3 protein-coding genes and 2 pseudogenes are annotated in these 4,274 nt (G+C 60.8%); 3 read left to right on the top strand and 2 right to left on the bottom strand.

What is annotated here, in order from left to right; all coding sequences use genetic code 11:
• Positions 1-261: pseudogene (locus HMPREF1024_RS31650) on the top strand (NAD(P)-dependent alcohol dehydrogenase); the annotation flags it as partial.
• Between the two features lie 46 nt (positions 262-307).
• Here HMPREF1024_RS31650 and HMPREF1024_RS21560 read toward each other — a convergent pair.
• Positions 308-1,813: a carboxylesterase/lipase family protein gene (locus tag HMPREF1024_RS21560; RefSeq protein WP_009307729.1), complete on the bottom strand. Its 1,506-nt coding sequence runs from the start codon at positions 1,811-1,813 to the stop codon at positions 308-310.
• A 41-nt stretch (positions 1,814-1,854) separates the two neighbouring features.
• Positions 1,855-3,198, bottom strand: a complete 1,344-nt coding sequence (locus HMPREF1024_RS21565; protein ID WP_002907549.1) for a VOC family protein — start codon at positions 3,196-3,198, stop codon at positions 1,855-1,857.
• A gap of 239 nt (positions 3,199-3,437) precedes the next feature.
• On the opposite strand from HMPREF1024_RS21565, the gene pcaH reads away from it, so the two are divergent.
• Entirely contained in the window at positions 3,438-4,178 is a 741-nt protein-coding gene (pcaH, locus tag HMPREF1024_RS21570) for a protocatechuate 3,4-dioxygenase subunit beta (RefSeq protein ID WP_004214973.1), read from the top strand.
• A pseudogene (locus tag HMPREF1024_RS30455) lies at positions 4,175-4,274 on the top strand (protocatechuate 3,4-dioxygenase subunit alpha); the annotation flags it as partial. The gene pcaH and the pseudogene HMPREF1024_RS30455, both read left to right, overlap by 4 nt.

Raw genomic sequence — 4,274 nt, 5'->3', positions numbered from 1 at the left:
AACGGTGGTCGATTGTTGGGCTTTACCGGAGATATCACCCTTAACGTGCAGAACGACCTGATGGCGGAGGGAAAATCGCTGGTCGGGGTGATTGAAGGCGACGCCGTGCCGGCGCTGTTTATTCCGCTGTTGGTGCAACTCTATAAACAGGGAAAATTCCCTATCGATAAGCTTATCGCCCGCTATCCGTTGGCCGATATCAACCAGGCCTTCGCCGACTCGGCGTCCGGCAAGGTGATCAAGCCGGTGGTGGTCATGTGAGATAACGTCGCCACCGGTCGGTGGCGACAGTTGCGCATTATGGGATTTATTCCAGCGTCACGTGATGCTTCATCACCCGGCGAAACAGCGCCAGTCTGGCGCGCATAAAGCGGTTCTCCACTTTAAACCCGCCGCGCTTATGCAAGCCAATGCGCAACAGGCGATCCCGCCCGCGCAGGCACGCCGGCCAGCGCACCGCGCCGGAAAGCGTCTGCTCGCCGCTGGCGAGGCGGGCAAACTGCGCCCAGTAGTCAGCGACCTGAGCGGCGAAGGCCAGATCCGCTTCGCTGGCGTACTGCCGCACCGGATCGGTCAACCGCAGGTTATCAAACACGTAGGGCACCTCGTTGCCATGCCAGGCCCCATGCGGGTAGGCGTCATGCTCCGCTTCCGCGACATAATCAAACCAGTAGCGCCAGCACGGCTGACCCACGCGCTGTTGCGCCTGCATCACTACATAACCAAGGGTGGTGAAGGCCATGTCGCGGCATACTTCCCGCCCCAGCGCTTCATCGCCCTTCACGCCGGGATAGAGGAGTTTGATCAGCCCCAGCCCCAGACGGCGCTCTCGGCGCAGCTTCTGGATCTGCCCGGCAATATCGACGCCGAACACGGCCATCACGCTGGCTTCATCGCTATTGGAGCCGATCATCACCGGTATCGGATGCTGGCGGCCGGCAAAGAAGGTCTCCAGCATCGGCTGCGGCAGCACCGCGTCTCCGGCAATAGGCGCTGGCCCGGTATTCAGCGGCGCGGTGAGCGACAAGAAGGCCTCCGCGGGGATCGCCCGCAATTCCTCAGCGCTGCCTTGCGGTAAGGCGAAGTGTTCCGCCAGCAGGCGCCCTTTTTCCAGTGCTTTTTCCCGCGGCAGATCGGGTAGCGTATACCCGCTCTGAATAATCGCTTTATGAAACAGCCCTTTCGCTTTCGGGGAGGCCATTAGCGACAGCACGCTGCGCGCCCCGGCGGATTCGCCAAACAGCGTGACGTTGGCGGCATCCCCGCCGAAGGCGTGGATATTCTCCTGAACCCACTGCAGAGCGGCAATCTGATCGAGCAACGCGAAATTATAGAGACGTTCGCCCGCCTCTTCTTCCAGCGCCGGATGGGCGAAAAAACCGAGATGGCCCAGCCGGTAGTTAACTGTCACCACCACCACGTCGCGGCTGGCAAGCGCTTTGCCATCGTAAGGCGGCAGGCTGCCGGCGCCGATGGTAAACCCGCCGCCGTGCAGCCAGACCATCACCGGCAGCGGCTGCGCTGCGCTGGCCGGGGCCCAGACGTTGAGATATAAGCAGTCTTCGCTGAAGGCGCCAGGATCGCCGCCGCCGAGCTCGCGGCAGTAGTCAATGTCCTGCCAGCTGGCGGCGGAAAAGGTCTCGGCTGGACGTACCCCCTGCCAGCGGGCGGCTGGCTGCGGCGCGCGCCAGCGCAGCGGGCCCACGGGCGGCGCGGCGTACGGAATGCCGCGCCAGATATGAATCCCCTGTTCTGCGCTCCCGGCAAGCGTTCCCTGACGGGTTTTCGCCAACGGTTTCGACGGATGTTGCATAACCTGCTCCCTGTAAGGCTGATGCCAGCAGGGTACTGATTTTACAGCAGACCGCAACGTCGTTTGCTGCGCTCCTCCGCCTGTCGGTATAGTTCAAACTCATCCTGCACCGGGCAGCCCAGAGCTGCCTCAAACGCCTCGCGACTGGCGTTCCCGTGGCTGCGCGCCTGGGTCTCGTTGCCCAGATTGGACTGAAAAATGCCCGCCGCGCTGACCGGTAAAAAGTCTTCATAAATAATCGGCTGGGCGACCACCCACCCGCGCTCAATCAGCGGCTGCGGATCGTCGCCCGGGCGAAACGCCTGGCGATGTGCCTCACCCGTGGGCGTCAGGCGGTAGCGAAACCAGGCCAGCCCCTGCTGACGGAGCAGAAATTCGCTGTCGGGAAATTCGCTAAACACCTCCTGTAGATGCTGCTGGTGGCTGAGATTGTCTTTCCCGGTTCCTGCCGCCTGCAGCAGCCGATCGTATAGCGCGCGCCCTTTCGGCGTCAGCGCCACGCCCCGCTGCTCAATTTCGCCAAAGCGGGCGCTATGGGTGCCTCGGTGTTCTCCGGCGAACATCACCGGCTCCTCAAGCGCCTTAAAGCTGGTCTGCCGCAGGAGGATCGGGACCTCCCGGCGCGGTGGCCCTTCAATCAACGCTTTGGGTTCAATACCGCACTCCGGCATCAGGGACTGGACGCGGTCAATATCCAGCGTCCGCGGCGTGAGATGGTTGATATGACACCCCGGGAAACAGACCACATCGGCAATCAGGCGGTGCTCGCGATGCAGAGCATGGTAAGTCTCCTCATCGACGGTGGCTTGCCGGTGCCAGCGGAACGTCTCCAGCGCCTCCTGGACAAACTCGCGCGCGTCGGCAGAGGTGAATTCGCCCTCTGCTTCATACTGCGCAATCAGCGCCAGGCAGCGGGGGGTGAAGATTTTGCGCCGCGCGAGGATCGCCTCGGCCCGCTCGCGCAGGGCGCGATTTTCAATCAGCTCCAGGCGCAGCAGCGAGGTGAAAATCCGAAATGGATTGCGCGCCAGCGCGGCATCGTCGATGGGACGAAACGCCGTGGAGTGGACCGGCACGCCGGCCTGCGAGAGATCGTAATAGCTAACGGGATACATCCCCATGATGGCAAACATGCGACGGAGCGTCGCCAGTTCTTCCGCTGTGCCCACGCGAATCGCGCCGTGGCGCTCCACGTTTAAGCGCGCCAGCTCGTCAGCGTTAGCGAGCTGTTCATGCAGCTGCGGATTATTTTCCAGTACCGCCAGGTTGACGTCAGCCACCAGCTCCAGCAGCGTTCCGTACTGCGGAACTTCCTGCTGGTACATGGCCGACATGGCCTGTGAAAAGTGCTCCCGAATCTCATCAGCCGTGATGGTGTTCGCCATGATGTGTTACCTCCAGTGAATACTTCCTGGAGTGTAGGAAAGCTGCCTCGCGGCGGGGGGAAGAATTTACAAACTGTGATGGCGATAACCTGCCGCCGGCCCAGGTCATTGCGCAAAACATAACCCATAGTTATGAAAAACAGCCGGTAATTTCACTTTAAATTAACAATGCATTTACACACACTGCTTCTGGCGACATTACAACAATATGCCCCTCTACCGTCTACACGGAGTACCCTATGAACGACAAATGGTCCCCACGTGAGGTTGTCCATCGCGATTACAGTAGCCACCCGCCCGCTTACGCGCCGGGCTATAAAACCAGCGTCCTGCGCTCGCCAAAAAACGCCCTCATCTCTCTGCAGAACTCGCTGTCAGAGATCACCGGCCCGGTATTTAGCCGCGACGACCTGGGCCCTCTGGATAATGACCTAATCCTGAACTATGCCAAAGAAGGCCTGCCGATCGGCGAGCGGATCATCGTCCACGGTTACGTGCGCGATGGATTCGGCCGACCGATGAAAAATACGCTGGTGGAAGTCTGGCAAGCCAATGCTGGCGGTCGCTACCGGCATAAAAAAGATCAGTATCTGGCGCCGATTGACCCGAACTTTGGCGGCTGCGGCCGGGTGCTTACCGATGAAAACGGCTATTACTGTTTTCGCACCATCAAACCCGGCCCCTACCCCTGGCGCAACCAGGCCAGCGACTGGCGTCCGGCGCATATCCATTTTTCTCTCTCGGGCGACGCCTGGGCCCAGCGCCTGATCACCCAGATGTATTTTGAAGGCGACCCGCTGATTAAGCAGTGCCCGATCGTCAGGACTATTAAGAATGACGACGCCGTGCGCACGCTGATCGCCGAGCTGGACATGCACGCCGCCGTACCGCTGGATTGTCTGGCCTACCGCTTCGACCTTGTTCTGCGCGGCCACCGCGCCACGCTGTTTGAAAATCGCACTCAGGGGGCCGCCCGATGAAAGAGTATCTGCCTGAAACCGCCTCGCAGACGGCGGGACCCTATGTTCATATCGGCCTGGCACCGGACGCCGCAGGCTTTCATATTTTTGAGAAAA

Source organism: Klebsiella sp. 4_1_44FAA, assembly GCF_000238715.1.
Taxonomy (GTDB): Bacteria; Pseudomonadota; Gammaproteobacteria; order Enterobacterales; family Enterobacteriaceae; genus Klebsiella; species Klebsiella pneumoniae.
Note: the sequence above shows the minus strand (reverse complement) of the source record. Positions and strands in the feature narration are given on the sequence as shown.